Annotated in this window: 30 protein-coding genes and 1 pseudogene; 24 read left to right on the top strand and 7 right to left on the bottom strand. The window is 71.4% G+C overall.

Annotation, left to right across the window (positions count from 1 at the left end; translation table 11 throughout):
* The first annotated feature begins 19 nt into the window (after positions 1-19).
* The gene (gene proC / locus DEJ09_RS01690) at positions 20-850 is read left to right on the top strand and encodes a pyrroline-5-carboxylate reductase (protein ID WP_111087434.1); all 831 of its coding nucleotides are present in this window, start codon (positions 20-22) and stop codon (positions 848-850) included.
* An 87-nt stretch (positions 851-937) separates the two neighbouring features.
* Here proC and DEJ09_RS01695 read toward each other — a convergent pair whose 3' ends face one another.
* Together DEJ09_RS01695 and DEJ09_RS01700 are read right to left on the bottom strand one after the other, a co-directional pair.
* Positions 938-1,633, bottom strand: coding sequence for a TrkA family potassium uptake protein (locus DEJ09_RS01695; protein ID WP_217499818.1), 696 nt, complete (start codon positions 1,631-1,633; stop codon positions 938-940).
* The gene (locus tag DEJ09_RS01700; protein ID WP_071406293.1) at positions 1,626-3,059 is read right to left on the bottom strand and encodes a TrkH family potassium uptake protein; all 1,434 of its coding nucleotides are present in this window, start codon (positions 3,057-3,059) and stop codon (positions 1,626-1,628) included. The genes DEJ09_RS01695 and DEJ09_RS01700 overlap by 8 nt, the downstream gene beginning before the upstream one ends.
* A 74-nt stretch (positions 3,060-3,133) precedes the next feature.
* Between DEJ09_RS01700 and DEJ09_RS01705 the strand changes: the two genes are divergently transcribed.
* From DEJ09_RS01705 to DEJ09_RS01725, 5 genes are all read left to right on the top strand, one after another.
* On the top strand, positions 3,134-3,649 hold the full coding sequence (locus DEJ09_RS01705) for a helix-turn-helix transcriptional regulator (protein ID WP_051596885.1): 516 nt from the start codon (positions 3,134-3,136) through the stop codon (positions 3,647-3,649).
* A gap of 157 nt (positions 3,650-3,806) precedes the next feature.
* The gene (locus DEJ09_RS01710) at positions 3,807-4,001 is read left to right on the top strand and encodes a helix-turn-helix domain-containing protein (RefSeq protein WP_017888579.1); all 195 of its coding nucleotides are present in this window, start codon (positions 3,807-3,809) and stop codon (positions 3,999-4,001) included.
* A gap of 109 nt (positions 4,002-4,110) precedes the next feature.
* On the top strand, positions 4,111-4,209 hold the full coding sequence (locus DEJ09_RS01715) for a 30S ribosomal protein bS22 (protein WP_003792170.1): 99 nt from the start codon (positions 4,111-4,113) through the stop codon (positions 4,207-4,209).
* A gap of 87 nt (positions 4,210-4,296) precedes the next feature.
* Positions 4,297-4,551 carry a glutaredoxin family protein gene (locus DEJ09_RS01720; protein ID WP_071247435.1) on the top strand — a complete coding sequence of 85 codons (255 nt, stop codon included), beginning with the start codon at positions 4,297-4,299 and terminating at the stop codon, positions 4,549-4,551.
* Entirely contained in the window at positions 4,548-4,841 is a 294-nt protein-coding gene (locus DEJ09_RS01725) for a Dabb family protein (RefSeq protein WP_111087435.1), read from the top strand. Before DEJ09_RS01720 ends, DEJ09_RS01725 begins: the two co-directional genes overlap by 4 nt.
* A gap of 119 nt (positions 4,842-4,960) precedes the next feature.
* On the opposite strand, the gene aspS is transcribed toward DEJ09_RS01725, so the two are convergent.
* Positions 4,961-6,301: an aspartate--tRNA(Asn) ligase gene (gene aspS / locus DEJ09_RS01730; protein ID WP_027466337.1), complete on the bottom strand. Its 1,341-nt coding sequence runs from the start codon at positions 6,299-6,301 to the stop codon at positions 4,961-4,963.
* 225 nt (positions 6,302-6,526) lie between these two features.
* Between aspS and DEJ09_RS01735 the strand changes: the two genes are divergently transcribed.
* Together DEJ09_RS01735 and DEJ09_RS17895 are read left to right on the top strand one after the other, a co-directional pair.
* Positions 6,527-6,811, top strand: a complete 285-nt coding sequence (locus tag DEJ09_RS01735) for a hypothetical protein (protein WP_146245652.1) — start codon at positions 6,527-6,529, stop codon at positions 6,809-6,811.
* The gene (locus DEJ09_RS17895) at positions 6,808-7,035 is read left to right on the top strand and encodes a hypothetical protein (RefSeq protein WP_128780976.1); all 228 of its coding nucleotides are present in this window, start codon (positions 6,808-6,810) and stop codon (positions 7,033-7,035) included. Before DEJ09_RS01735 ends, DEJ09_RS17895 begins: the two co-directional genes overlap by 4 nt.
* Here the strand turns inward: DEJ09_RS17895 and DEJ09_RS01740 are convergent.
* Positions 7,012-7,386 (bottom strand): MerR family transcriptional regulator, encoded by a 375-nt coding sequence (locus DEJ09_RS01740; RefSeq protein WP_071247893.1) that lies wholly within the window; start codon positions 7,384-7,386, stop codon positions 7,012-7,014. The genes DEJ09_RS17895 and DEJ09_RS01740 overlap by 24 nt on opposite strands.
* Before the next feature lie 69 nt (positions 7,387-7,455).
* On the opposite strand from DEJ09_RS01740, the gene DEJ09_RS01745 reads away from it, so the two are divergent.
* From DEJ09_RS01745 to ccsB, 6 genes are all read left to right on the top strand, one after another.
* Positions 7,456-8,949 carry a SulP family inorganic anion transporter gene (locus DEJ09_RS01745; protein ID WP_111087436.1) on the top strand — a complete coding sequence of 498 codons (1,494 nt, stop codon included), beginning with the start codon at positions 7,456-7,458 and terminating at the stop codon, positions 8,947-8,949.
* A gap of 67 nt (positions 8,950-9,016) precedes the next feature.
* Complete coding sequence (locus DEJ09_RS01750; protein WP_111087437.1) at positions 9,017-9,673, top strand: histidine phosphatase family protein; 657 nt, start codon at positions 9,017-9,019, stop codon at positions 9,671-9,673.
* Positions 9,670-10,308: a TlpA disulfide reductase family protein gene (locus DEJ09_RS01755; protein ID WP_258370551.1), complete on the top strand. Its 639-nt coding sequence runs from the start codon at positions 9,670-9,672 to the stop codon at positions 10,306-10,308. The genes DEJ09_RS01750 and DEJ09_RS01755 overlap by 4 nt, the downstream gene beginning before the upstream one ends.
* A gap of 45 nt (positions 10,309-10,353) precedes the next feature.
* Positions 10,354-11,052, top strand: a complete 699-nt coding sequence (locus DEJ09_RS01760; protein WP_071247888.1) for a cytochrome c biogenesis CcdA family protein — start codon at positions 10,354-10,356, stop codon at positions 11,050-11,052.
* Complete coding sequence (locus tag DEJ09_RS01765; protein WP_258373752.1) at positions 11,036-12,760, top strand: cytochrome c biogenesis protein ResB; 1,725 nt, start codon at positions 11,036-11,038, stop codon at positions 12,758-12,760. The genes DEJ09_RS01760 and DEJ09_RS01765 overlap by 17 nt, the downstream gene beginning before the upstream one ends.
* A 5-nt stretch (positions 12,761-12,765) precedes the next feature.
* Positions 12,766-13,785, top strand: a complete 1,020-nt coding sequence (ccsB, locus tag DEJ09_RS01770) for a c-type cytochrome biogenesis protein CcsB (protein ID WP_110863489.1) — start codon at positions 12,766-12,768, stop codon at positions 13,783-13,785.
* Positions 13,786-14,056: 271 nt separating this feature from the next.
* On the opposite strand, the gene DEJ09_RS01775 is transcribed toward ccsB, so the two are convergent.
* Positions 14,057-15,049, bottom strand: a complete 993-nt coding sequence (locus DEJ09_RS01775) for an o-succinylbenzoate synthase (protein ID WP_111087438.1) — start codon at positions 15,047-15,049, stop codon at positions 14,057-14,059.
* A gap of 118 nt (positions 15,050-15,167) precedes the next feature.
* On the opposite strand from DEJ09_RS01775, the gene DEJ09_RS17900 reads away from it, so the two are divergent.
* Genes DEJ09_RS17900 through DEJ09_RS01795 form a run of 4 tightly spaced genes read left to right on the top strand, consistent with a single transcriptional unit; the run spans position 15,168 to position 18,855 of the window.
* Positions 15,168-15,713 (top strand): hypothetical protein, encoded by a 546-nt coding sequence (locus tag DEJ09_RS17900; RefSeq protein ID WP_146245060.1) that lies wholly within the window; start codon positions 15,168-15,170, stop codon positions 15,711-15,713.
* 31 nt (positions 15,714-15,744) lie between these two features.
* Positions 15,745-16,674 carry a 1,4-dihydroxy-2-naphthoyl-CoA synthase gene (locus tag DEJ09_RS01785; RefSeq protein WP_111029377.1) on the top strand — a complete coding sequence of 310 codons (930 nt, stop codon included), beginning with the start codon at positions 15,745-15,747 and terminating at the stop codon, positions 16,672-16,674.
* Complete coding sequence (locus tag DEJ09_RS01790; protein ID WP_111087439.1) at positions 16,674-17,813, top strand: AMP-binding protein; 1,140 nt, start codon at positions 16,674-16,676, stop codon at positions 17,811-17,813. The genes DEJ09_RS01785 and DEJ09_RS01790 overlap by 1 nt, the downstream gene beginning before the upstream one ends.
* 40 nt (positions 17,814-17,853) lie before the next feature.
* Positions 17,854-18,855: a 1,4-dihydroxy-2-naphthoate polyprenyltransferase gene (locus DEJ09_RS01795; protein ID WP_111087440.1), complete on the top strand. Its 1,002-nt coding sequence runs from the start codon at positions 17,854-17,856 to the stop codon at positions 18,853-18,855.
* Between the two features lie 45 nt (positions 18,856-18,900).
* Here the strand turns inward: DEJ09_RS01795 and DEJ09_RS01800 are convergent, their stop codons facing one another.
* Positions 18,901-19,236, bottom strand: coding sequence for a DUF4229 domain-containing protein (locus DEJ09_RS01800; protein WP_111038107.1), 336 nt, complete (start codon positions 19,234-19,236; stop codon positions 18,901-18,903).
* Between the two features lie 64 nt (positions 19,237-19,300).
* Here DEJ09_RS01800 and DEJ09_RS01805 point away from each other — a divergent pair, with 64 nt between their 5' ends.
* Together DEJ09_RS01805 and menD are read left to right on the top strand one after the other, a co-directional pair.
* Entirely contained in the window at positions 19,301-19,660 is a 360-nt protein-coding gene (locus tag DEJ09_RS01805) for a PLDc N-terminal domain-containing protein (RefSeq protein WP_111087441.1), read from the top strand.
* A gap of 49 nt (positions 19,661-19,709) precedes the next feature.
* Positions 19,710-21,401, top strand: a complete 1,692-nt coding sequence (gene menD / locus DEJ09_RS01810) for a 2-succinyl-5-enolpyruvyl-6-hydroxy-3-cyclohexene-1-carboxylic-acid synthase (RefSeq protein WP_309146926.1) — start codon at positions 19,710-19,712, stop codon at positions 21,399-21,401.
* A gap of 51 nt (positions 21,402-21,452) precedes the next feature.
* Here menD and DEJ09_RS01815 read toward each other — a convergent pair whose 3' ends face one another.
* The gene (locus DEJ09_RS01815; protein ID WP_111087442.1) at positions 21,453-22,712 is read right to left on the bottom strand and encodes an isochorismate synthase MenF; all 1,260 of its coding nucleotides are present in this window, start codon (positions 22,710-22,712) and stop codon (positions 21,453-21,455) included.
* 86 nt (positions 22,713-22,798) lie between these two features.
* Between DEJ09_RS01815 and DEJ09_RS01820 the strand changes: the two genes are divergently transcribed.
* The 4 genes and pseudogenes from DEJ09_RS01820 to DEJ09_RS01835 all read left to right on the top strand — a co-directional run.
* Entirely contained in the window at positions 22,799-23,590 is a 792-nt protein-coding gene (locus DEJ09_RS01820; RefSeq protein WP_071406309.1) for a demethylmenaquinone methyltransferase, read from the top strand.
* Positions 23,591-23,621: 31 nt separating this feature from the next.
* Complete coding sequence (locus tag DEJ09_RS01825; RefSeq protein ID WP_111087443.1) at positions 23,622-24,698, top strand: polyprenyl synthetase family protein; 1,077 nt, start codon at positions 23,622-23,624, stop codon at positions 24,696-24,698.
* A gap of 83 nt (positions 24,699-24,781) precedes the next feature.
* Positions 24,782-26,155: an FAD-dependent oxidoreductase gene (locus DEJ09_RS01830; RefSeq protein WP_110863405.1), complete on the top strand. Its 1,374-nt coding sequence runs from the start codon at positions 24,782-24,784 to the stop codon at positions 26,153-26,155.
* A gap of 5 nt (positions 26,156-26,160) precedes the next feature.
* Positions 26,161-26,469, top strand: a pseudogene (locus tag DEJ09_RS01835) (heparan-alpha-glucosaminide N-acetyltransferase domain-containing protein); the annotation flags it as partial.

Genomic DNA, 26,469 nt, shown 5'->3' on the forward strand with positions numbered 1-26,469 from the left:
CGTCGGTAGGGTCGGGAGCATGACGATCGACCTGCCCCGCACCGCCCTGCTCGGCGTCGGCTCCATGTCCGGCGCGGTTCTCGACGGCCTGCTCGCCGCGGGACTCGACCCGGCCACCGTGACCCTCACCACGAAGTCCGAGGCGTCCGCTGCTGCCCACCGGGAGCGTGGTCTCGACGCCACCGCGAGCGACCCCGACCCCGACGCCAACCGGTCGGCCGTCCGTGGTGCGGCCCTCGTCGTGGTCGGCGTGAAGCCGTACATGATCGCGGACCTGCTCGACGAGGTCGCCGACGACCTGGAGCCCGGCGCCGTCCTGGTCAGCGTCGCCGTCGGCACCACCACCGCGAGCATGGAGGCACGGGTGCCCGCCGGCGTCCGCGTCGTCCGTGCCCTGCCGAACACTCCGATCGGCGTCGGCCACGGCGTCACCGGCATCAGCGCGGGCACTTCGGCCGACGCCGAGGCCGTCGCACTGGCGTCGTCGGTGTTCACCGCCTCGGGCGAGGTCATCGAGGTGCCGGAGTCGCAGCTCGACGCGCTGTCCGCCGTGTCCGGTTCCGGTCCCGCCTACGTCTTCCTGCTGATCGAGCAGTGGCAGCGTGCCGCCGAGGAGCTCGGGTTCACCCACGAGCAGGCGGCGACGATGGTGCAGGGCACCGTCCGCGGCGCGGTCGAGCTGCTCGAGCGGTCGGGCCGTGAGCCCGCCGACCTGCGCCGCGCGGTGACGAGCCCGAAGGGCACGACGGAGCGGGCCGTCGCGGTGCTGCAGGACGCCGACCTGGCGGACACGCTGCTGCGCGCGTCGCGTGCCGCGATCGCGCGTGCCGAGGAGATCGCCGCGTCGTAGACGCACACCGCGTCGTGGACGCAGCCACAGTGCGGACGGGAGGCCCGTGGCGACGCCGCCACGGGCCTCCCGTCCGTCCGGTGGTCGTTACTCGTACGCGGCGAAGCGCTCCAGGTCGGTCTCGGAACCCGAGACGATGATGACGTCGTCCTCACCGATGACGCTGTCCGGCGTCGCCGGCACGAAGGGGCTGCCGGGCGGCTTGATGCCGAGCACGGTCAGGCCGAAGCGGGTGCGGATCACGGTGGTGGCGAGGTCCTTGCCGCGGACCGCGCGCGGCGGGAACATCTTGACCACGGCGAAGTCGTCGTCGAACTCGATGAAGTCGAGCATCCGGCCGGAGACCAGGTGTGCCGTGCGCTCGCCGGCCTCGCGCTCGGGGTAGACGACGTGGTTCGCGCCGATGCGGGACAGGATCGTGCCGTGCGAGCGGCTGATCGCCTTCGCCCAGATCTGCGGGACGCCGAGGTCGACCAGGTTCGCCGTGATGAGCACGCTCGACTCCAGGTCACTACCCGTGCCGACGACGGCGATGGCGAAGTCCTGCGCGCCGATCTGCCGGAGCGCGTCGATGTCGGTCGCGTCCGCCTGCACCGCGTGGGTGACCCGGTCGGACCACTTCTGCACCAGCCCGGCGTCGGTGTCGACGACGAGCACCTCGCGGTCCTGGCGCTCGAGCTGGCCGGCGGTGGCGGCCCCGAAGCGACCGAGCCCGATGACCAGGACGGGGGCGTCGTGACTGATGGCACCGTGCTGGTGCGACGAACGGGTGCGGTCAGCCAACGATCGGCCTCTCCTCGGGACGGCGGAACAGTTGCCGGCTCTGGCTGGCGGCCAGGGCAGCGGCGATGGTCACTGTACCGACCCGGCCGAGGAACATGGTGGCGGCGAGCACGTACTTGCCCGGTTCCGGCAGGTCCGCGGACACGCCGGAGGACAGTCCACTGGTCGAGAACGCCGAGATCACCTCGAACAGCACCCGGTCGAGCGAGTCGTCGGTGATCTGCAGGAGCACCACGGTCGCGACGGCCACGATCGTCGCCCCCCAGAGCACGATGGCCACCGCGACCCGCAGGACGTCGCTCGGGATCCGGCGACCGAAGGCCTCCATGCTCTGGCGACCGCGGGCCTCGGCGACCGCGGCCAGGAACAGCACCGCGAGGGTCGTCACCTTGATGCCGCCGGCCGTCGAGGCGGATCCGCCACCGATGAACATGAGCATGTCCGTGACGAGCAGGCTCGAGCCGTTGAGCTGGTCGAAGTCGACGAGCGAGAAGCCTCCCGAGCGGGTCATCGTCGACAGGAAGAGTGCCTGGAACGCGGTGCGCCCGGCTCCTTCTTCGCCGAAGGTCGTCGGGTTCGACGCCTCGAGTGCGGTGTAGACGACCGCACCGCCGAGGAGCAGGATCGCGCTCGTCGCCAGGGTGAGCTTGACGTGGATCGGCCAGCGCCGCGGGGTGCGCAGCTGCTTCGTCAGGGCACGGATCACCGGGAACCCGATGGATCCCGCCACGACACCGATCATGAGCAGCGTCAGGAACCAGTAGTCGTGGGCGAACGGGTCCAGGCCGTCGGCGTTCGGCGAGAACCCGGTGTTCGTGAAGGCCATCGCCGCGTAGTAGAAGGAGTCGCCGACCGCTGTCCAGAACGGGATGCCGGCGATGAGCACCGACGGCAGGAGCAGCAGGCCGAGGACGATCTCGATCGACAGCGTGCTCACCGCCACCGTCGCGAGCAGGGTGCCGACCTCGCCGAGCCGGACGGCCTGGCCCTCGGGCACGGCGCCGTGGTGGGTGCGGAGCGGGTTCGAGTCGCCGGCCGCCATGAGCTTGGCGCGCAGGCCGAGCTTGCGGGTGACGAACAGCCCGAGGATCGACGCGAAGGTCAGGACCCCGACGGCGCCGATCTGCGTGCCGATGACCACCAGGACCTTGCCGAACACCGACCAGTGCGTCGCCATGTCGACCGTGGACAGCCCGGTGACACAGACCACCGACGCCGCGGTGAACAGGGCGTCCGCGAAGTGGGTGCTGCTGCGGTCCGCGGTGGCCCACGGCGTCATGAAGAGCACCGTGAACAGGAAGATCAGCGCGATGAACACCACGATCGCCAGTCGGGACGGCGACGAACGCAGCACCGTCGCGATCCGGCTCGCTCGCCGTCGGCCGACGCTCACGTGGTGCGGGATCGGCTCGGTTCGGTCGAGCATGCGTATGCCTCCGAGGACATGGGCCGGGACGGTTCGTCATGGTACATCCGTGGTGCCCCGGCTAGCCTTGCCCCATGGCCGACATCTTCTCCGTCGTGGCGGACCCGACCCGGCGCGAGCTGCTCGGCACGCTGTTGTCCGCCTACGGATCGGACGTCACCGGCGGCGAGCTCAGCGTCGGCCAGCTCGTCGAACGCCTCGGGGTCAGCCAGCCCACGGTGTCGAAGCACCTGCGCGTCCTGCGCGACATCGGGCTCGTCACCAGTCGCGAAGAGGGGCAGCACCGCTACTACCGACTCGACCCGGAGCCGCTCGTGCACCTGGAGGACTGGGTCCTGCCGTTCACGGGCGCGGTCGACGCCGACGGCACCCCGGCCACCACCGCGTGGACGCCGGACGGCCAGCCGGTGTCGATCCGCCGGAACGGCACGGCCGGCAAGGCGACCGTCGAGGTGGGCACCGAGCTCGGTCGTGTGATGGCCGAGGCGTCGTACCGGGCGACCGCGGCGATCTCCGGCGCGCAGCAGGGCTGGGAGCGCGTCGTCGACCGCAGCCGCAAGCGCTTCACCCGCCGGGGCGACGAGGACTGAGCCCTGCCGCTCGGGCTTCCGAGCCCGGGGCGGCGCCGGTGCACGCGGCGCGGACTGATCCTGGACACCGGGTCGCACACGCCTCTACAGTTGCCACTGACCACAGAGGTCACACCACTCCCGTGCGCAGCGCGCGTGCGAGCCCCGAAGGCGGACCATGACCGGCAGTTTCGACGACGTGCGCTTCCTCACCGTCGCTGAGGTCGCCGAGATGATGCGCGTCTCGAAGATGACCGTGTACCGGATGGTGCACGCCGGTGAGCTCCCCGCCATCCGCTTCGGCCGTTCCTTCCGCGTCCCCGAGTCAGCCGTCGCCGACGTGCTGCGCGGTGGCGTGGCGGACGTCGGCTGAGCGCGCGTTCGACATCCCAGCGGGCAGCCGGTAGACTCGGGCAGGTTGATTTTCCGCGGTCTCTTCGGCCCGGTGTCCGTACATCAGCATCAGTCCGAGCGAGGTCCACATGGGTTCTGTCATCAAGAAGCGTCGTAAGCGCATGGCGAAGAAGAAGCACCGCAAGCTCCTTCGCAAGACGCGTCACCAGCGACGCAACAAGAAGTAGACCCTCACAGGTCTGCGCAGGTCGGAGGACCTGCACGAGAAGCCCCGGTTCGCCGGGGCTTTCGCGTTCCCGGACTAGGCTGGGACCATGCCCGCAGTGACGTTCCTGACGAAGCCCGGATGCCACCTCTGCGACGACGCCCGACCCGTGGTCGAACGCGTCGTCGCCGACCACCCGGGGGTCACCCTGCAGGAACGCTCGATCCTCGACGACGACGCCCTCCGCCAGGAGTACGCGGAGGACATCCCCGTCGTGCTGATCGACGGGCGCGTCCACAGCAACTGGCACGTCGACGCCGACCGGCTCGCACGTGCGCTCGAGAAGGCCGAGGCCCGCGCATGATCTCCCACGTCGTCTCCTGGTCCCTGCGGACCGACCTCGACCGCGCCGCGTCGATCGCCCGCATCCGCGAACTCCTGACCGGTCTGGTCGGCACCGTCGAGTCGATCCGGTCGCTCGAGGTCGTCGAGAACGTCGCCTACCCGGACAAGAACCACGACGTCGCCGTGGTCGCCAGCTTCGACGACCTCGCCGGGCTCGATGCGTACCAGGTGCACCCGGAGCACCAGGCCGCCGCAGCGGCGATCCGCGAACTGGTCACGGCGCGGGCCGCCATCGACTGGCAGAGCTGAGCCGAGCCTCCCGTCCCGCCCCCGGCGCTGCGTGCGCTGCGTGCGCTGCGTGCGTCCAGTGAGCAGAAAAGGTCGCCTCCGATTTCCGGAGGCGACCTTTTCTGCTCACTCGCTGGTGACTACGGGGTCAGGCGCGTCGGGCCACGGAACAGGTAGGTGACCTCGCGGATCGACGGCTCACCGAGCATCAGCATCAGCACGCGTGCGAGGCCCATACCGAAGCCGCCGTGCGGCGGGACGCCGTAGCGGAAGAAGTCGAGGTACCAGCCGAGCTCCTCCGGGTCGAGGCCCTTCTCGACGGCCTGCGCCTCGAGCACGTCGACGCGGTGCTCACGCTGGGCACCCGTGGAGATCTCGGCACCGTTGAAGATGAGGTCGTAGCTGTTGGTGACCGACGGGTCGCCCGGCTTCCGCATGTGGTAGTACGGCCGGATCGAGGCGTCGTACTCCGTGACGAACACGAACTCGGAGCCGTGGTGCTCCTTCGCCCAGGCGGCGACGCGGCGCTCGCCCTCGGGGTCCAGGTCACCGTCGGCGCGGACGACGTCGTAGCCGCTGTCGGCGACGATCTTGCGCGCGTCGGCCAGGGTCACGCGGGGGAACGGCGTCGCAGGGACCTGCAGCTCGAAGCCGAAGACCTCCGCGATGTCCTTGCCGTACTTCTCCTTGACGGCGGTGATGCCGGCGACCAGGACCTCTTCGTGCATCGCCATGACGTCCTCGTGGGACTCGATCCACGAGAACTCGGCGTCGACGCTGGTGAACTCGGTGGCGTGGCGGCTCGTGAAGGACGGGTCGGCGCGGAAGGCGTCCGCGATCTCGAACACGGCACCGAAGCCGGCCGGCTGCGCCATCTGCTTGAAGTTCTGCGGCGACTGGGCCAGGTAGGCGGTCGTCTCGAAGTACTCCAGCTGGAACAGCTCGGCGCGCGACTCGGATGCCGACGCCATGAGCTTCGGGGTGTGGATCTCGATGTAGTCGCGGTCGACCCAGTACGTGCGGAACGCGTGCTCCAGCGTCGTCTGGATCCGGAAGATCAGGTTCTGCTTGCGGTTGCGCAGGTCGAGGAAGCGCCAGTCGAGGCGCTTGTCGAGCGACGAGTCGTCGGCGATCGGGGTCTCCGGGATCGCGGCACTCACCACCTGCAGCGCACCGATCTTGACCTCGAGCCCGCCGAGCTTCACGCGCTCGTCGTGCTTCAGCGTGCCGGTGACGTGCACGAAGGTGCCGTGCGCCAGGCCGGAGATCTCGTTGGTGGTCGCGAGGGCGGACTGTGCGGCGTCGTCGCCGTCCTCGGCCTCGCGCGTCGCCGGGTTCACGAGCTGGACGGCGCCGGTCTCGTCGCGCAGCACGACGAACTGCACCTTCTTCTGGTCTCGGACGGTCTCGACCCATCCGGCCACGGAGACGGGACCGTCGGGGAGGGCTGCCAGGTCGGCGATGCGGGTGCGTTCGATCACGGTGGTCGAGTCTAACCGCCTGCGTCCGGGGGCGTGGGCGGCAGGGTTCTTCCCTCCACAGGGCCGCCTGCGTCCGGCGTTCTCCACCGATGGCCGGGAGGCCCGTGGCGGCGTGCGTGGACTCCGTAGCGTTCTCGACGTGGCCGGGTCGCGGGACGAGAGGGGGACCGGGTGGGGACGGGGACGGGGGAGCTCGCGACCTGGCCGCCTGCGGCGGTCGCGGTGGTGGTGGCTGCGCTCTGCACGGCGGCGTTCACGCTGCTCGTGGCGGTCGTCGGTGGGCTGTGGGCGGTCATCCGGTGGCGGCGGGACGTCGCGCGTGAACAGCGCGACCGGGCTTGGTCACGATTCGTCTGGGTGGTCGACCACGTCACAGACGCGGACGTGGGTCGTGTTGAGATCGGGAGACTCGTCGCAGGAGCGATGTACAACATGCAGGTTCTTCGCGAGGCCGACGAGGTCATCGGCAAGCTCGTGCTGGAACTGGTGACGGAAGAGGAGCAGACGTGACGCAACGGGACCCGGTGAAGGCCTTGTTCGTGCGGCGGGACGAGGAGTGGAAGGCGAATGTGCGCAAACGGCACTGGTTCCGGCCATGGCGAGCACGTCGGGTGATCGCCGAACACGATCGGCTGCGGGAGATGATGGAGGAGATGGCCGAGGCGAAGCGGGAACGGAGTCGCCTCATCGCGGCTGGCGTGCTCGAGGGCTCAGGGGAGCGACGCGCGGAGTGATCCGAGCGTGCCGATGAACTCCTCGGCCATGCCGGCCCGCTCGACGAGCTTGGCGTGGCGGGCACGGGCGTCCTCGAGGTACGCGTCGAGGCGGGCTGCCAACGCTGGTTCGTCCTCGGGGTCCTTCGTCGCGAGGGCGTCGACCACGCGGAGCAGCTCGGCCATCTCGTCGAGCGTGAACCCGAGCGGCTTCATCCGGCGGATCACGAGCAACCGTTCGAGGTCCTGCGCCGTGTAGACCCGGAAGCCGCCGGTGGTGCGGCCGCTCGGCACGAGCAGCCCGACCTCGTCGTAGTGCCGGATCGTGCGCAGGGACATGCCGGCGCGGTCGGCGAGCTCGCCGATGTGCATCGTGTCGGGGGCGTCGCTGGTGCTCACGGCGTACGACTCTACCCTCACGTGAGGGTAGAGTTCCGATCGATGTCCGTGATCACACACGCGCCGACGGCACCGAGCGTCCTCGCCGCCCTCCGCTCGCCCCGCATGCTCACCCGAGAGGTCCTGGCCGGCATCGTCACCGCGCTGGCCCTCATCCCCGAGGCGATCTCGTTCTCCGTCGTCGCCGGGGTCGATCCCGCGGTCGGCCTGTTCTCGAGCGTCGTCATCGCGATCGTGATCTCGATCGTCGGCGGTCGCCCCGCGATGATCTCCGCCGCAGCCGGCTCGGTGGCGCTCGTCATCGCCCCGCTCGTCCGGGAGCACGGGATCGAGTACCTGGTGCCCGCGATCGTCCTGGGCGGCGTGTTCCAGCTCGTGCTCGGGTTCCTCGGGGTGGCACGGCTGATGCGCTTCATCCCGCGCAGCGTCAACGTCGCGTTCGTGAACGCCCTGGCCATCCTCATCTTCACCGCCCAGCTGCCGAACCTGCTCGGCGACGACGTGCCGTTCATCGTCTGGCCGCTGACGGCGCTCGGCATCGCGATCATCGTCGGCTTCCCGTTCCTGACGAAGGCGATCCCCGCACCGCTCATCGCGGTCGTCGTCGTCACCGGTCTCACGATGGTGTTCAGCATCGCCGTGCCGACGGTGGGCGACGAGGGTGAACTGCCGACGGCGCTCCCGGGCTTCGGCGGGATCACGACGCCGTTCACCTTCGAGACGCTGCAGATCATCGCCCCGTACGCGTTCGGTGTCGCGATCGTCGGGCTGATCGAGACCCTGCTCACCGCGCAGCTCGTCGACTCCATCACGGAGACGGGCTCGAGCAAGTGGCGCGAGTCGTGGGGCCAGGGCGTCGCGAACATCGCGTCCGCCTTCTTCGGTGGGACCGGCGGCTGCGCGATGATCGGCCAGACGGTGATCAACGTGAAGACCGCGGGTGCCCGGACCCGCGTCTCGACCTTCGCGGCCGGTGTCTCGGTGCTGGTCCTCACGATCGTGCTCCACGACCTCGTGGCCCAGATCCCGATGGCGGCACTGACGGCGGTCATGCTCATGGTCTGCGTCGCGACCTTCGACTGGCACAGCATCCGACCGCGCACCCTCCGACGGATGCCGCTCGGCGAGACCGCGGTCATGCTCGTCACCGTCGTGGTGGTCGTCGTGACCGAGAACCTCGCGACCGGGGTGCTCGTCGGTGTGGTCGTGGCGGCCCTGGTCTTCGCCCGACGGGTGGCGCACGTGGTGACCGTGGTGCGCGAGCCGGTCGACGACCGCACCGTGCGGTACCGGGTCCGCGGGGCGCTGTTCTTCGCCTCGTCGAACGACCTCGTCACACGGTTCTCGTACGCCGAGGACCCGGAGCACGTGATCATCGACCTGGCCGACGCCCACGTGTTCGACGCGTCCACGGTCGCGGCGCTCGACGGGGTCGAACAGCGGTTCGCGAAGCACGGGTCGACCGTCGAGGTGGTGAACCTCGACACGGGGTCGATCGCGCTGCACGGGCGGCTCTCCGGTGAGCTCGGCGGCTGAGTGCTTCCGCATCCGGTGAATCACCTGAGGGGGCGGTGGGAACCGCGGGCGACCTACACTGGAACCCATGCCCGCGACCCGTCTCCACCTCGTCCGGCACGGAGAGGTGCACAACCCGGGCCGCGTCCTCTACGGCCGGCTCCCGGGCTTCGGGCTGAGTGACCTCGGCACGCGGATGGCGCAGGCCTCCGCGACCGCCTGGAAGGACGCCGGCGTCGACGTGCGTCGGATCGTCGCGTCCCCGCTGCAGCGCACGCAGGAGTCCGCCGCACCCTGGTCGGCCGTCTACGGGCTCGACGTGACGCTCGACGAGCGCCTGATCGAACCGACGAACCGCTACGAGGGGCAGCCCCCCGGGTTCACGAAGCGCTCGCTCGGCCGCCCGGCGGAGTGGCCGTGGATCGCGAACCCGCTGCGTCCCAGCTGGGGCGAGGCGTACGAGTCGATCGCCAACCGCATGCTCGCGGCGATGACCACGGCGTGGGAGAGCGTGGACGAGGGCGACGTCGTCCTGGTCAGCCACCAGCTGCCGATCTGGATGGTCCACAGGAAGCTCGCGGGGGAGCCCCTGTGGCACGACCCGCGCAAGCGCCGCTGTGACCTGTCGAGCATCACCACCGTCGAACGTGTGCCCGCCACGTCGACCGGTCGGTTCACCGAGGTCGGGTACGCGGACCCCGCGCAGGAACTGCGCGCGACCGCCGTCGACGAAGGAGCAGTGTGAACAGCACGAAGCGTGCGCGCGTCATCAGCAAGCGGTTCGCGGTCCTCGCAGCGACGACCGTCGCCGCCGTGCTCGTCCTGTCCGGCTGCTCGTCGGACAGCGGCGGCATCGCGAAGCAGTACGGCAACGGCACGACCCAGAACTACATCTCCGGTGACGGTGCCGTGACCGAGGTCTCCGCGAAGGACCGCACCGACCCGGTCACCTTCCGGGCCGAGGACTCGAACGGCGACACCGTCTCGTCGAAGGACCTCCGCGGCAAGGTCGTCGTCCTGAACTTCTGGTACGCCAGCTGCCCCCCGTGCCGAGCCGAGGCGAAGTACCTCAACAAGGTGCACGACGAGTACGCCGACGCCGACGACGTCGCGTTCATCGGCGTCAACGTCCGCGACGAAGCAGCGACCGCGGCCGCCTTCGAGCGCACCTTCGACGTGCAGTACCCGACGGTCCTCGACCAGCGCACGGGCACGATGCAGCTGGCGATGTCCGGGCAGATCGCACCGAACGCGGTGCCGGCCACGATCGTCCTCGACACCAAGGGCCGCGTGGCCGCCCGGGTCCTCGGCGCGATCGACGGCACGAGCATCCTGCAGACCCTGGTCAGCGACGAGCTCGACGCCGGCAAGGCCTCCTGACCCGTGACCTCCAACCCCTTCGCCGACGCGATCCTGAGCGGCCAGATGGCCGTGGCGCTGCCCGTGGCGGCGCTCGCCGGGCTCGTGTCGTTCCTGTCCCCGTGCGTGCTGCCGCTCGTGCCGGGGTACCTCGGGTACGTCGGCGGTGTCGCCGAGGGCGGGCAGCGTCGGGGTCGTGTGGTGCTCGGCGTGCTGCTGTTCATCGCCGGGTTCACCGCGGTGTTCGTGGCGTACACGACGGTGTTCGGCGCGCTCGGCTTCTGGCTCGTGCGGTGGCGCGACCTCATCACGCAGATCCTCGGGGTCGTCGTGATCGCGATGGGCCTGGTGTTCGTCGGTCGGTTCACGTTCCTGCAGCGCACCATCAAGCCCAGCTGGACCCCGGCCACCGGGCTCCTCGGCGCCCCCCTGCTCGGCATCGTGTTCGGCCTCGGCTGGACCCCGTGCCTCGGCCCGACCCTGGCGGCCATCAACCTGCTCAGCGTCCAGTCGGGCAGCGCCTGGCAGGGCATGTGGCTCGGGGTGGCGTACTGCCTCGGGCTCGGCATCCCGTTCGTCCTCGTCGCCCTCGGCGCCGGCTGGGCCACGGGGGCCATCGCGGCGGTGAAGCGTCACATGCGCACCGTCAACATCATCGGAGGAGCGATCCTGATCGTCATCGGTCTGCTCATGGTCACCGGTATCTGGTCGGCCGTCATGTCGAGCGTGGGGGCGGTGATCCAGAGCTTTGTCCCCGCGGTCTGACCTGAACGAGCACATCCCGACGGGCGCAGGCGACGGAGCCGACAGCGCCTCCGACCCGCAGCGACCGTCCGACCACGTCGACGGCTCCGGCCCCACCGACGGCGGCATCAACCAGCCGAAGCTCGGCTTCGTCGGGTACCTCCGGTTCTTCTGGCGGCAGCTGACGAGCATGCGCACGGCGCTGTTCCTGCTCATGCTGCTCGCCCTCGCGGCGATCCCGGGCTCGCTCGTCCCGCAGCGCACCGCCGACCCGAACGGCGTCGTGCAGTACAAGGCGGACCACCCGCAGCTCTACCCGGTCCTCGACAAGCTGCAGGTCTTCGACACCTACACCTCGGTGTGGTTCTCCGCGATCTACCTGCTGCTCTTCATCTCGCTCATCGGCTGCATCGTGCCCCGCACGAAGCACCACTGGCAGGCACTGCGGACCCGTCCGCCGAAGACCCCCGCGCGCCTGACGCGACTGGCGGGCTTCCGCACGGTGGCGGTGCAGCCGGACGCGATGATCGACGGGACGACCGGGATCGACGCGACCACGGGCCTCCCGTCCGCCGAGCACGCGGTGACGCGCGCGATGGCGATCCTGAAGCGGTCCGGGTACCGCGTCGAGCGGTTCGGCGACTCGGTGAGCGCGGAGCGCGGCTACCTGCGCGAGACCGGCAACCTGGTGTTCCACGCCGCCCTCGTCGGGGTGCTCCTGGCGGTCGGGGTCGGCGGTGGCTTCGGCTTCACCGGTCAGCGCCTGCTGGTCGAGGGCCAGACGTTCTCGAACGTGCTCGGCTCGTACGACTCGTTCAACCCCGGTCGCTGGTTCCAGCAGACCGACCTCAAGGGCTACAACCTCCGGCTCGACAAGTTCGTGACGAAGTACGAGGAGCGCAACCTCGACGCCCTCGGGCAGGCGCTCGACTACTCGGCCACGGTCACGAGCACCGAGAAGGGCGGCGAGCCGAAGACGAGCCGCCTCGGCGTGAACGATCCGCTGCACGTCGGCGGCACCAACGTCTACCTGCTCGGCAACGGCTACGCGATGCAGGTCACGGTGCGCGACGGCGACGGCAACGTGGCCTTCAAGGACGTCGTGCCGTTCCTGCCGGAGGATGCGAACTACACCTCCACCGGCGTCATCAAGGTGCCGGACGCGAAGCCGGACCAGCTCGGCATGGTCGGGTTCTTCTACCCCACGGCATCGAAGCTCGCGAGCGGCGCCTACTCGAGTGCCTACCCGGACACCCAGAACCCGCTGCTGACGCTGCAGGTCTACACGGGCGACCTCGGGCTCGACAGCGGAATCCCGCAGAGCGTGTACACGCTCAGCACCAAGGGGCTCGACCAGATCGCCGGTCGGCAGTCGGACACCGCGAGCATCGCGCTGAAGCCCGGCCAGACGAAGAAGCTCCCCGAAGGTGCCGGATCGATCACGTTCGACGGCGTCAAGCGGTACGTCTCCCTCGACGTGCACCACGACCCCTCGCAACTCTGGGTGGGCGGGTTCGCCCTGCTCTCCACCCTCGGCCTGCTCACCTCGCTGTTCGTCCCGCGCCGTCGCGTCTGGGTGAAGGTCGTCCCGCGCACGGACACGGCGGGCGGCGAGTACGACCTCGAGTACGCCGGACTCGCACGCGGCGAGGACCCGAACCTCGAACGGGCCGTCGCGGACATCGCACAGCGCCACACGTCGGACCTCGGAGTTAGGATGCCCCAGTGAACGACATGACCACGAACCTCGCGACCTACTCGGTCGTGCTCACGTACTCCGCGATGGCGGTGTACGTGGTCGCGTTCATCTCGTTCGCCCTCGACATGGCCAAACGCTCCGGCGACGTCACGGCCGCCGCGAAGAACGCGGGCGCCGACGACAGCTCGGCCGACGCGGCCAGCGCTGCGGCAGCACCCGGAGCGAAGACGGTCGCGACCGTGCGCGGCGGCACCGTCGTGCTCGAGCAGGTCGCCGCACCGCCGTCGGGCGGTTCGGCCGGCCGCGGCACGAAGTTCGAGCGCGTCGGCATGGCGATGACGATCCTCGCGCTCGTCCTGCACGTCGCGTCGGTCGTCCTCCGCGGCATCGCGGCCGACCGTGTGCCGTGGGGCAACATGTTCGAGTTCTCGCTGACCGGCACGGCGCTGATCACGCTGATCTTCCTGCTCGTGCAGTTCTGGCAGAACCTGAAGTTCCTCGGCGTCTTCATCACCGGCCTGACGATCATCCTGCTCGGCATCGCGACCGTGAACTACTGGGTCCCCGTCGTCCCGCTGCAGCCGGCCCTGCAGTCGTACTGGCTGGTCATCCACGTGTTCGTGGCGATCGCCGGCACCGGGTTCTTCGCGCTCGGCGCGGGGCTCGCGGTGGCGCAGCTCGTGCAGACGTACCGCCAGGGCCGCACGGCCTCCGGCAAGCTCCGCTTCATGGCGACGCTGCCCGACGCCGACCGGCTCGAGGTCCTGACCTACCGCGTCCTCCTCGTCGGCTTCGTCCTCTGGACGTTCACGCTCATCGCCGGTGCGATCTGGGCCGAGCGCGCCTGGGGCCGCTACTGGGGCTGGGACACCAAGGAGGTCTGGACCTTCATCATCTGGGTCGTCTACGCGGGCTACATCCACGCCCGTGCGACCCGCGGCTGGCGCGGTGCGCGGTCGTCCTGGCTGGCCCTCATCGGCTTCGCCGCGGTGATGTTCAACTTCTCGGTCGTGAACGTCTTCTTCAAGGGCCTGCACAGCTACTCGGGTCTGTGAGCCGCACGGGTCGCTGACGCGGCCCTGGTCGCGACCACGACCGGACGGGAGGCACGGTGCCAGCTGGCACCGTGCCTCCCGTCCGTCGTCCGGGGTGCGTGCACGGCCAGGAAGACGCCGTCGTGTCGGTGGGACGCCGCGTCGTCGGTGAGACGCCGCTGATTACGGCGGCGTCTCGATGACTCGGCGGCGCCGAAAGGAGACGCCGGCGTCGAACTGAGACGCCGGCGTCTTCCGGAGACGGCGGCGTCTCGTGAGGACGCGGCGGGCGCTACCCGGCGGCGGCGAGCAGCGCGTGCACGCGGGCCACCCGCGCACGCCACCACGCCGTGCGCTCCGGCGACGCGGCGTACCGGTCCACCAGCTCCGCAGCGACGTCGACGCGGCGCACCGGCACCCGACCGCCGACCGGCAGCAGCGGATCGGCCGCGACGTCCCCGGCGAACATCGCCGCCGTCCCGAGCCCGGCGGCGTACCCGGGCGTCATCGCCGCGGCAGCCAGGAACGCTCCCATCCCGAGCCCGACCGAGGTGTCGAGCGCACTGGAGACGACGCACGGCAACCCGGCGTCGGTGATGACGGCACGGGCCGCGGTGATCCCGCCGAGCGGCTGGGCCTTCACGACCAGGACGTCGGCGGCACCGGCCCGGGCGACGGCGAGGGGGTCGCTCGCCTTCCGGACGCTCTCGTCCGCGGCGACCCGGACGCCGAGGCCGGCGATCCGCGACCGGAGCTCCGCGAGCTCGGGCACCGTCGCGCAGGGCTGCTCGGCGTACTGCAGGTCGAACGGTGCGAGCCGCTCGAGTGCCACGGCGGCCTGCTCGACGCTCCACAGCCCGTTGGCGTCGACCCGGACCGCGGCCTCGGGCCCCATCACCCGGCGGACCGCGGCGACACGGGCGACGTCGTCGTCGACGGTCGTGCCGGGTTCGGCGACCTTGACCTTGGCGGTGGTGCACCCGGGGTACCGCGCGAGCAGGTCGGCGACGTCGTCGGCGGCGATCGCCGGGACGGTGGCGTTGACCGGCACGGAGTCGGCGGCGGGTTCGTGGTCCGTCCACCCGAAGTCGACGGTGGCCCGTAGCCAGGCGGCGGCCTCAGCGTCGTCGTACTCGACGAACGGCGAGAACTCGGTCCAGCCGGCGGGACCGCGCAGCACGAGCGCCTCGCGCGTGGTGATGCCGCGGAACCGCACGCGCATCGGCAGGGCCACCACGTGGGCGTCGGCGAGGAGATCGGCGAGGTCGGGGAGCACGTCCGCCATCCTCCCACCGCACCCAGGGGCCCTGCCGGTTCCTCGGAGGGGACCGCCAGGGCAGGGCACTAGCATGCATCGGTCGGCCTCGGTCGGCAGGGGAACGACCCGGAACGAGGGAGGCTCGGTGGCGGTGGATCCGCGGCAGCGCGCAGCACAGCAGCGTGCATCGCAGCGCCCGTCCGACCCGTCGAGCGCCGGAGCAGCACGCCCGGCGGCCTCGGCTCGTCCGGCAGCTGCAGCGCGACCCTCGGCGGCGACCCGCCCGGCAGCGGGCGCTCGATCCGCGGCGGCTCCCGGGCGCGACTCCGACGACTTCGCCCGCCTCATGCAGCGCAACACCGTCGACGTCCGGCAGACGGGTGGCACGAAGCGCCGCAACCCCGTCGTCGGCAAGATCGCCCTCGGCCTGGCCGTGGTGTCCGCCGCTGTGGACGCCAGTGCCTTCGCCGTGTTCATGGGCGGTGACACGAACTTCGCCTTCGGGATCTGCTTCGTCGTCGTGTTCCTGACGCTCGTCGCCGCCGTGCTCGGGTTCGTCGCCGCCGTCGGCTCGTTCGGACGCTGGTACGGCGCCGTCGGGGTCGTCCTGGCGTTCTTCGCGAACCCCGTCATCCTCATCGTGATCATGGTGTTCGTCGCGCCGGAGATCCTGACCGACATGGGCGCCTGACCCGCCGGACGCCCGGCGGTACGTTGGGAGCATGGCTGCTCCCGTCTCCGACCTGTTCGACCCCGACGTCTGGACCACCGCTCCGATCGCGGAGCAGTTCACCGACATCACGTACCACAAGCACGTCTCCAAGGGCATCGTCCGGGTCGCCTTCGACCGTCCCGAGGTCCGCAACGCCTTCCGCCCGCGCACGGTCGACGAGCTCTACCGCGCCCTCGACGACGCCAGGCAGGACCCCCGTGTCGGCGTCGTGCTGCTCACCGGCAACGGCCCGAGCCCGAAGGACGGCGGGTGGGCGTTCTGCTCCGGCGGCGACCAGCGCATCCGGGGGCGGAGCGGCTACCAGTACGTCGGCGACGAGGGTGCGCCGCCCGAGGGTGTGGACCCCGCGGCCGCCCAGGCGTCGATGGGCCGGCTGCACATCCTCGAGGTCCAGCGGCTGATCCGGATGATGCCCAAGGTCGTCATCGCGGTCGTCCCGGGCTGGGCTGCGGGCGGTGGGCACTCCCTGCACGCGATCTGCGACCTCACCATCGCGAGCGCCGAGCACGGGAAGTTCAAGCAGACCGATGCCGACGTCGGCTCGTTCGACGGCGGCTACGGCAGCGCCTACTACGCCAAGCAGATCGGGCAGAAGTTCGCCCGCGAGGTCTTCTTCCTCGCCCAGGAGTACTCCGCCCAGCGCGCGTACGAGATGGGTGCGGTGAACGCCGTGGTGCCGCACGAGGACCTGGAGCGTGAGGCGATCCGCTGGGGCGAGATCGTGCTCGGCAAGTCCCCGACGGCGATCCGGATGCTCAAGTACGCGTTCAACGCGGTCGACGACGGCATGGTCGGCCAGCAGGTGTTCGCGGGCGAGGCGACGCGGTTGGCCTACGGCACCGACGAGGCGGTCGAGGGTCGCGACTCGTTCCTCGAGAAGCGCGCTCCCGAGTGGACCGCGTTCCCCTGGCACTACTGATGCCCCGTCCGCTGGTCGCGACCGGTGCGTCGGACCCGACGGCCGTGCTGCGCGGCCTGGAGGCAGCACTCGCCGGCGGCCCCGCACTGCTCCCCGTCGCCGAGGGGGCACCGGCACTGCCGACGCCACCTCCGGCCGAGGTCCGGCAGGCGGTCGCCCTGGTGGTCGAGACGAGCGGGTCCACCGGCACCGGCAAGCGCGTGGCGCTCTCGTCCGAGGCGCTCCTCGCCGGTGCCGCCGCGGCGGACGCGGCACTCGGTGGGCCCGGGCGCTGGGTGCTCGCGCTGCCGACGCACTACATCGCCGGCATCAACGTCCTGACCCGCTCGATCACCGCGGGCACCGAACCCGTCGTCGTGCCACCCGGGCACTTCGCGGCCGCCGCGTTCACCGAGGCCGCAGAACGGCTCGTCACCGGTCCGGCCGCGCCGCGTCGCTACACCTCGCTGGTGCCGGTGCAGCTCGCCCGGGTCCTCGACGACCCGGACGCCACCCGTGCGCTCGCCCGGTTCGACGCGGTCCTGGTCGGCGGGCAGGCCACCCCGGCGCCGCTCCGGCAGCGTGCGCTCGACGCCGGGGTCCGGGTCGTGACGACGTACGGTGCGAGCGAGACGAGCGGCGGATGCGTGTACGACGGCGTCCCGTTCGGGACGGTTCGCACAGCGCTGGTCGACGGCGAGCTGCACCTGGCGGGGCCGATGCTCGCCGAGGGGTACCTGGACGACGACGCCCGCACGGCGTCGGCCTTCGTCGAGCGGGACGGGCTGCGCTGGTACCGGACCGGGGACACCGCGACCCTGTCCGACGGCGTGGTCCGCGTGCTCGGACGCCTCGACGACGTGGTGATCTCCGGCGGCGAGAAGGTCCAGCTCGGTGCGGTCGAACGGCTCGTCCGCGGGCTGCCCGGGCAGGAGACCGCTGTCGTCGCCCGGCGCTCGGCGGGGGAGTGGGGCGAGGTCCCGGTCGTCGTCACCGAGCAGCCGCTCGACCTCGATGCCGTGCGTTCGCACGTCGGGGCCACCCTGGGCCGTGCCGCCCGTCCGGCGGACGTCGTCGTCCTGGACCGGATCCCGATGCTGTCGTCGGGCAAACCCGACCGTCGGGCCGTGCAGGCGCTCGTGGAGCCGGGCCGCCCGTAGGGACCGCGAGCGGCCGGGCGGCGCATCGGCAATATGATCGGTGCTCGTGGCACGAACGAAGAACTCGACGCAGAAGCAGGGCCGGTCCGGCAACCCGGCGAAGGCCGCTGCCCCCGCCCGCACCAAGCGGAAGGCGACCGCGCGCGACTGGATCGGCGGCGCACGCCTGCGCACCCTGACCCTCGGTGTCGTCCCGGTCGTGCTCGGCACCGCCGTCGCGTTCGTCGACAGCGGGGAGCCCGGCGACTTCGGCGACTACCTGGCGAAGGACGGCCACCTCGCCGTCGCGCTGCTCGCCCTGGCCGTGGCGCTGTTCCTGCAGATCGGTGTGAACTACAGCAACGACTACTCCGACGGGGTCCGCGGCACCGACGAGTACCGCGTCGGCCCGGCACGACTCACCGGAGCCGGTCTGGCCAAGCCCCGGACCGTGCTCACCGTCGCCCTGACGTTCTTCGGCCTGGCCGCGGGCGCCGGCCTGGTCATCGTGCTGCTCACCCAGCTGTGGTGGCTGCTGCTCGTGGGGGCCGCCGCCATCGTCGCCGCCTGGTTCTACACGGGCGGCAAGAAGCCGTACGGGTACAACGCCCTCGGCGAGGTCTTCGTCTTCGTCTTCTTCGGGCTGGTCGCCGTGCTCGGCACCCAGTTCGTGCAGATCCGCGAGGTCACGGTCAGCGGCTGGGCAGCCGCGGTGGCCGCCGGGTTCTTCGCCTGCGCGGTCCTGATGGTGAACAACATCCGCGACATCGACGAGGACCAGCTGGCGGGCAAGCGCACGCTCGCCGTGGTCGTCGGGCGTCCGGTGGCCCGCGTCCTGTACGGCCTGTTCCTGATGCTGCCGTACGTCGTGCTGCTCTGGTTCGTGCTGCTGTACTTCCGCACGGGCTTCACGTACTTCTCGCTGCTGCTGGCGCTGCCGGCACTGGCGATCGGGGTGTCGTCACGGAAGCCCCGCGAGCTCATCACGGCCCTGCAGCTGTCGTCGTTCGCCTCGCTCGCCTTCGGCGTGGTGCTCGGGATCACCCTGGCCGTCCAGCCGTAGCCGTTCCGGCTGCTCCACCGGACGGCCCCGCCCTCGCGCTCGGAGTCAGTCGGCGTCGGTGTCCCGGCGCGCCCCGTGCCGGTCGGCGTCGGACACCGGACGGACGGTCGGGGTGGCCGCGGCGTCGGAGTCGGCGGCGTCGACGAAGTCGTCCTCGAAGTCCGAGTCGGCGTCCCGCTCCGGGGTACCGCGGCGGTTCGCCAGGCTCAGCGCGACCTGCGTGCGCAGTCCGGACAGAGCGATGTACGAGATGAGCAGGCCCACCAGGGCGGCCACGATCGTCGCCCAGTACCACGGCATCGGCGTCAGGAGCAGGAGGAGCACGAGCGCCACCACGAAGATGCCGAGCCGAGCCAGGGTGTACAGGAGCCACGCTTTCACACGGTGAGTCTACGGAGCGCCGACCGGCAGGGGCATCACAGGGTCGCGACCTAGACTTCACCGCATGGTCCGCTTGTGGTTGATCGTCGCCGTGGCCGCCGTCGCCTTCACGGTGTACGCGGCCATCGACTGCGGCACGATGCCGCGTCAGCGCGTCCGTTCCCTGCGTCGTGGCGTGTGGCTCCTGCTCGTCATCATCCTGCCCGTCCTGGGCGGCGTCCTCTGGTTCCTGCTGGGTCGCACCCCGGCGGCCGACCCCGGTGCTTCGGCCCGGTACCGTGGACCCGAAGACGACCCGGACTTCCTCGGCACCACGCCGGAGCCGGGCGCCACCCTCACGGACAAGGACCAGGACGACGCGACCCTCCGAGACCTCGAAGACCAGTTCCACGAGCGCGACGACGACGGCCGCACCGATCGCTGACGGCCCCGCGGGTTCGGGCAGCCCGGCGACGGACACCGCGCTCGCCCTCCTGCAGGAACTCGTGCGTGCCGGCGTCACCGACGTCGTGGTGAGCCCCGGTTCGCGTTCCCAGGCACTCGCCCTCGCGGCGGTCGCCCTCGAGCGCGCCGGCGGGTTGACCGTGCACGTGCGGTTGGACGAACGGACCGCCGGGTTCTTCGCACTCGGGCTCGCGGTCGAGACGCACCGACCGGCGGCGGTGGTGACGACGTCGGGCACCGCGGTGGCGAACCTGCACCCCGCCGTGCTCGAGGCACACCACTCCGGCGCGCCGATGATCGTGCTGAGTGCCGACCGCCCCGACGAACTGCGCGGCATCGGCAGCAACCAGACCACCGTCCAACCGGGGATCTTCGGCCAGGCCGTCGCCTTCGTCCGCGACGTCGAGGCCCCGTCGGCGCACGGCGTCGACGCCTCGGTCCGCGACACCCTGCGCACCCTCGCCCGACAGGCCGTCGCCGCCGCAGCCGGGCACACCGGACAGCCCGGTCCCGCGCAGCTCAACGTCTCGTTCCGCGAGCCGCTGTCCGCCGGACTCGCCCCGGAGCACGTCAGCCCCGTGCCCGAGGACGAGGTCGACCTGGCGTTCGCGACCCGCCGGGCGCACACGGGTCTGCCGGTCGCCGAACTCACCCCGGACGACGAACCGGGCACCGTCGTCATCGCCGGGCACGACGCCGGCGAGGACGCCGAGCGGATCGCCTGGGAACTCGGGGCGCCGCTCCTCGCCGAGGTCTCGAGCGGCGCGCGCTTCGGCCGCAACCTGGTCGTGGCCTACCGCGAACTCCTGCGCGACGCCGACCACGGTGGCGCCGTCCGCCGCGCCGTCGTGCTCGGCCACCCGACCCTCAGCAGAGAGGTCCCCGCGCTCCTGCAGCGCGACGGGGTCGAGACGATCGTCGTCCGCGGACCGGCGGCCGACCCGTTCGACCCGGCCCGCACCTCCCGACCGGACGCCGTGACCACCTTCGTGTCCGACGTCCGCGTGACGGGCCGCACCCGGCCGGAGCACCGTGCGTGGGTCGGCCGCTGGGTCGGCGCCAGCCGACGGATCCTGGGGGACGGCGATGCCGGCCCGGACCTCGACGCCAAGCGCTCCGCCGACCGTGCCGAGCGGAACAAGTTCCTGCGTGACGAGGTCGCGCTCCGTCGCCGACCCGTCGACCGGGCCATGCTCGCCGAGGCCGTCTGGGGGGTGACCTGGCCGCACGACCGGCTGGTCCTCGGGGCGTCGCAGCTCATCCGTGAAGCCGACGCCCGGGTGCTCGGCAAGAAGATCCGGGTGCACGCGAACCGCGGGCTCGCGGGTATCGACGGCACCGTCTCGACCGCACTCGGCATCGCCGCGGCGCTCGAGCAGTCCTCCGCCTCCGTGGGCACCACACGCCTGCTCCTCGGCGACCTGACCCTGCTGCACGACCTCGGAGCGTTCGTCACCGGCACCGAGGAACGCACCCACCGGGTGCAGGTCGTCGTCGGCAACGACCACGGCGGCGCGATCTTCCGCGGGCTCGAGGTGGCGAAGACCACGCCCGAAGCCGACATGCGGCGGATGATGTCGACCCCGCAGCACGTCGACGTCGAACGGGTCGTCACGGGCCTCGGGTGGGAGTACCGCCGGGCGGCGACGTGGGGTGACCTGGAGCGGGTGCTCACCGACCCGGCCGAGCGGGTCGTGATCGAGGTTCCGCTGGCCGACTGACCGGCCAGCGGCTGTCGGGGACCGCGCGACCGCGTGGGTCGCGCGCCTGCCTCAGGCCAGCGCGTCGGTGATCGGCCGGAACTTCAGCGCCGTCTCGGCGACCTCGCGCGCCGGCTCCGAGCCGGCCACGATCCCGGCCCCCGCCCAGGCCCGGACGGTGCCGTCGTCGTCGATCCGGGCGCTGCGGAGCGCGAGCATCCACTCGCCGTCGCCCGTCGCGCTCATCCAGCCGACCGGCCCGGCGTAGCGGCCCCGGTCGACGCCCTCGAGCTCGGCGACCAACTGCACGGCCACGTCCGTCGGGGTCCCGGCGACCGCGGCCGTCGGGTGCAGGGCGTCGGCGACGTCCAAGGACGTGGTGTCGGGCGGGAGCGTGGCCTGCACGTCGGTCGCCAGGTGCCACAGGTTCGGCAGCTGCAGCCGGAACGGTTCGGCGTCGGCGCGCAGGTCCGTCGCGAGCGGTGCGAGGGCCGCGAGCAGACTGTCGATCGCGAAGGTGTGCTCCTCGACGTCCTTGGCACTGCTGGCCAGGGCCTCGGCGGCGGCCCGGTCGGACACCTCGTCGGTGCCCCGGGCGGCGCTGCCGGCGAGCACCCGTGCGGTCAACCGTGTGCCGTCGGTGCGGGCGAGGGTCTCGGGGGTGGCGCCGACCAGTCCGTCCACCGCGAAGGTCACGCACTGCGGGTAGGCGGCCGCGAGGTCGAGCAGGACCGCCCGTCGATCGGCTCCCGGCGACAGCGTGCCGACGAGGTCGCGGGCGAGCACGACCTTCCGGGCGTCCCCGGCCACGATGCGGCGGACCGCCTCGGTCACGTTGGCGGCGTAGGTGTCCTCGTCGATGTGCCCGGGACGCAGGGCCACGGAGACGTGCGGCCCGACGTGGGGGACCGGGACCGAGGTCCGGGTGAAGGCCAGGGGCTCCGCGCCGAGCGTGGTGTCGATCGCGGTCAGCCAGGCCTTGCCGCGACGCCGGCCGAGGACCACCCGGGGCACGATGAGCACGCTCTCGTCGGCGGAGTCGTCAGCGAAGGCGAACGACCCGAACGCGACGAGCCCCGACCCGCGCAGCTGCACCGGGTCGTCGACGACGGCGGTCTCGACGATGCTGCGCCAGAGGGCCGCGGCGTCCCGCATCCGGTCGGGGCCGGTGAACGTGAACCGGAGCGCCTCACCGATGCCGACGATGCCGTCGCCGTTCCGGACGAAGGCGAGGGGACGGTCGCGGAGCGTGTGGCGGAGGACGGCGCCCGGGTCGTCGAGGATCCGGGTCGAGACCGTCAGCGGGGGCGCCGCCGTGGTGGTTCGGGTCACGGCTCCGATGCTACGCGCCGATCCCGCACCGCCCGGGTGGCTGCGAGTCCGGTGAACGCTCGGTCGGGACCTCTAGGATTGATCGTGTGAGCAGAGCGGACCTGAACAAGCGCCCGGACGAGGTGGCGGCGATGTTCGACGACGTCGCGGCCAAGTACGACCTCACGAACGACATCCTGTCGGCGGGCAACGCCCCGCTGTGGCGTGTCGCGACGGTCCGCGCGGTCGACCCGCAGCCCGGCGAGAAGGTCCTCGACATCGCCGCGGGCACCGGGACCAGCGCAGCGGCCTTCGCCAAGAAGGGCGCCGAGGTCACCGCGCTCGACCTGTCCGCCGGCATGATCGCCGTCGGCCGCGAACGCCACCCCGAGATCACCTTCGTCGAGGGCAATGCCGAGCAGCTGCCCTTCGACGACGACACGTTCGACGCCGTCACGATCTCGTTCGGGCTGCGCAACGTGAACGACCCGAAGCAGGCGCTCGCCGAGATGCTGCGCGTCCTGAAGCCCGGTGGCCGCGTCGTCATCTGTGAGTTCTCGACGCCGCCCCGCGCCCTGCTGCGCCTCGGCTACGGCACCTACCTGAAGCGCGTGCTCCCGGGCATCGCGCGGCTCTCGAGCAGCAACCCGGCCGCCTACCGTTACCTCGCCGAGTCGATCGACGCGTGGCCCGACCAGCAGGTGCTCACCCAGTGGCTCCGCGGTGTCGGCTTCTCGGTGGTCGCCTACCGCAACCTGACGGCCGGTATCGTCGCACTGCACCGTGGCCGCAAGCCCGTCGCCGACACGGTGCGCGAGTCCGCGGCACGGCGTGCGAAGGCCCGCCGTGACCACCAGAACACCGGCGAGCAGCCGCGCGTCGACCCGGCCGCCGACTGACCGGTCACCACCCCCGAAGACGGAGCAGCACTTGAATCCGAGCGTCCCGGTCGCACGTCGCGCGCCGAGCCTGCGCGCATCGCTGGGCATCGGCGAGCGGTTGTTCGCCACGCCCGCCGACCGACGCTTCATCTCCGCGGTCGACGACGGGCTCGAACTCGTCGAGCAGGGGCTCGAGGACGCCATGCGCTCCACCGACACCCTCGCCGACACCACCAGCCGGTACCTGCTGTCCGCCGGTGGCAAGCGCATCCGTCCGACCCTGACGCTCCTCATCGCCCAGCTCGGTGACGGCGTGACGGACGCCGTGGTCAAGGCCGCGGTGAGCATCGAGACCACGCACCTGGCGTCGCTGTACCACGACGACGTCATGGACGAAGCGCCCGTGCGCCGCGGGGTCCCCGCCGCGCAGATCACCTACGGCAACAACGTGGCGATCCTGACCGGTGACCTGCTCTTCGCCCGCGCCAGCCTCATCACTGCCGACCTCGGCACCGAGGGCATCCGGATGCAGGCCGAGACCTTCCAGCGCCTCTGCATGGGGCAGCTGCACGAGACCACGGGGCCGCAGCCGGACGACGACCCGCTCGAGCACTACATCCAGGTGCTCAGCGACAAGACCGGTTCGCTCATCGCCACCGCCGCCCGCGCCGGCGTGATGTTCTCCGATGCCGACCGCGCCTACCTCGACGCCGTCGGTACCTTCGGCGAGAAGGTCGGCGTGGCCTTCCAGCTCGTCGACGACGTCATCGACCTCGCCCCCGCGACGGACAAGACCGGCAAGATCGCCGGCAACGACCTGCGTGCCGGCGTCGACACCCTGCCGGTCCTGCAGCTGCGCCGGATGGCCGCGACCGACCCGTCCGCGCAGCACCTGGTCGAGCGCATCGAGCGTGACGTCAACGGTGCACCCGACGACGTGGTCGACTCCGCGCCGTACCAGTCGGCCGTCGCCGCACTCCGCGAGCACGAGGCCACCGCGGCGACCCGAGCCGTCGCCGTCGCCTGGGCCCGCGAAGCCGTCGCCGCCCTCGCCCCGCTCCCCGACGGCACCGTGAAACGGGCACTCACCCGCTTCGCGGACTCCGTCGTCGACCGAAGCCGTTGAACACCCCTCCCGACGGCGCACGCACTGCGGCCCGGTCGGGAGGCCCCCCGGGAACCCCCACCCGAACGAACTGGAGACGATCAGTGCCCACCCTCCGACTCGCCATCGTCGGCGCCGGCCCGGCCGGCATCTACGCCGCGGACATCCTGCTGCGCGAGGCCCACGGCTACGACGTGTCGATCGACCTGTTCGAGCAGCTCCCCGCGCCCTACGGTCTGGTCCGCTACGGCGTCGCCCCCGACCACCCGCGCATCAAGGGCATCATCAACGCCCTGCGTGACGTCCTCGACCGCGGTGTCGTCCGGCTGTTCGGCAACGTCCGCTACGGCGAGGACATCACCCTCGAGGACCTCAAGAAGCACTACAACGCGGTCGTGTTCTCGACCGGCGCGATCAAGGACGCCGACCTCGACATCCCCGGTGTCGACCTCGACGGCTCGTACGGCGCCGCCGAGTTCGTGAGCTGGTTCGACGGCCACCCGGACGTCCCGCGCACCTGGCCGCTGAACGCCGAGAGCGTCGCGGTCATCGGCGTCGGCAACGTCGCCCTCGACGTCTCGCGCATCCTGGCGAAGCACGCCGACGACCTGCTGCCGACCGAGATCCCCGCGAACGTGTACGAGGGCCTCAAGGCCTCGCCCGTCACGGACGTGCACGTCTTCGGCCGCCGTGGTCCGGCGCAGGTGAAGTTCACGCCGCTCGAGCTGCGCGAGCTCGGCGAGGTCCGTGACGTCGACATGGTGGTCTACGACGAGGACTTCGACCACGACGAGGCCTCGAAGACCGCGATCGCGACGAACAAGCAGGTCATGGTGATCAACCGTGTCCTCGAGCAGTGGCGCACGCGCGAGGTCGGCCAGGCCAGCCGCCGGCTCCACCTGCACTTCTACGCGAAGCCGATCGAGTTCGTCGGCGACGAGCAGGGCAAGCTGACCGCCATCCGCTACGAGCGCACCCGGCCGAACGGCGAGGGCGGCGTCGAGGGCACCGGCGAGATCCGCGAGATCCCGATCCAGGCCGCCTACCGCGCGGTCGGGTACTTCGGTTCCCCGCTGCCCGGTGTGCCGTTCGACGAGCGCCACGGTGTCATCCCGAACCACGAGGGCCAGGTCCTCGACGACGACAACCAGCAGATCCCCGGGGTGTACGCCACCGGCTGGATCAAGCGCGGTCCGGTCGGGCTCATCGGACACACGAAGTCCGACGCGATGGAGACGGTGCAGCACATCGTCAACGACCAGGCGAGCTGGTGGACCCCGGAGGACCCCTCCGACGAGGCGATCCCGGCCCTGCTCCGCGAGCGCGGTGTCGAGTACACCGACCTCGAGGGCTGGCACCACCTCGACACCCACGAGCAGGCGCTCGGCGCGGTCGACGGGCGCGAGCGCATCAAGGTGGTGCCGCGCGACGAGATGATCGAGGTCTCGCTCGGACGCGTCGACACCCCGACGAGCTGACGACCATGACCGACACGCGCCCCGTCCCGCCCACAGCGGTGCGGGGCGCGTCCGCGTCGGGGATGCGGCTGCAGGGCGTCGACGTGGCCCGTGCGGTCGCGCTGCTCGGCATGATGGCCGCACACATCGGCGGCATCGCGGAGCAGCTCGACTGGACCGACCCGGCCACCTGGACCGCCGTCGCCCACGGGCGCCCGTCCACGCTGTTCGCGGTCCTCGCCGGCGTCTCGATCGGTCTGACGAGCGGCCGCACCGACCCGCCCGGCCCGCCCACCATCGGCCGCATCCGCGCGCGGCTCGCGACCCGGGCCGTC

Source organism: Curtobacterium sp. MCLR17_055 (assembly GCF_003234305.1).
GTDB classification, from domain to species: domain Bacteria; phylum Actinomycetota; class Actinomycetes; order Actinomycetales; family Microbacteriaceae; genus Curtobacterium; species Curtobacterium flaccumfaciens.